Origin of the sequence: Streptomyces sp. SID3212 (assembly GCF_009865405.1) — a bacterium.
Lineage (GTDB): Bacteria > Actinomycetota > Actinomycetes > Streptomycetales > Streptomycetaceae > Streptomyces.
The window spans coordinates 1-836 of the sequence record NZ_WWJY01000124.1; the positions used below are offsets into that span (position 1 = coordinate 1).

The window sequence follows — 836 nt, forward strand, 5'->3', positions numbered from 1 at the left end:
GCGCGCTGCCCCGGCGGTCACCCGCCGCAGGACGTCGAGGCCGTCCGCTCCCCCGTCGAGCGCCACCCGCGCCTCGTGCAGCCGGGCCTCCGGGGGCAGCAGCGCGATCTCCCGGGTCGGGACGTACGGCACGTTCGCGAGCAGGACGTCGACGCGTCCGGCCAGCTCGGCGGGGAGCGGGTCGTACAGGTCGCCCTCGTACACCCGGCCTCCCGCGGCGGCGACATTGCTCCGGGCGCACCGGACGGCGGCGGGGTCGATGTCGGACGCGTACAGCTCCACCCCGTCCAGCTCGGCGGCGAGCGCCGCGCCCAGGGCGCCCGAGCCGCAGCACAGGTCGACCACGACGGCGCCGGGGCGTGCGAGGGCCACGGCCTGGTCGACGAGGAATTCGGTACGGCGGCGCGGGACGAACACCCCGGGGTCGACGGTGATCCGGCGGCCCCGGAACTCCGCCCAGCCCAGGACGTGTTCGAGAGGAAGCCCGTGGACACGCCGGTCCACCATGGAGGTGAGTTCGGCGGGGGTGCGGGCCGTGGAGCGGATCAGTCGCGCCTCGTCCTCGGCGAAGACACAGCCGGCGGCGCGGAGTCTGCTGACCGCGGCGGAGAGGGGGAGAAATGACGGTGGAACCGGCATCGGAGCCTTTCGGGAACGCCTTCGGGCGCTCCCGCGGTCACCTGGGTCGGTCGGACCGCACGGCCGTGAGGGGGAGCACCCGGCCTGATACAGCGGTAATGGGGTCCACCTCCTCGATCGTTCACTGCTGACGGACGACTTCACTCTACCCGAGGCCGCGCCGGCCCCGGGCGGCGCGGGACCTCCCCCGCCGCGCC

General features: G+C 75.0%; 1 protein-coding gene. It reads right to left on the reverse strand.

Annotation, left to right across the window (positions count from 1 at the left end; translation table 11 throughout):
• Positions 1-639, reverse strand: a 639-nt coding sequence (locus tag GT042_RS03600) for a putative protein N(5)-glutamine methyltransferase (RefSeq protein ID WP_161307239.1), incomplete at its 3' end; no start/stop codon positions are given.
• Positions 640-836: the final 197 nt, after the last annotated feature.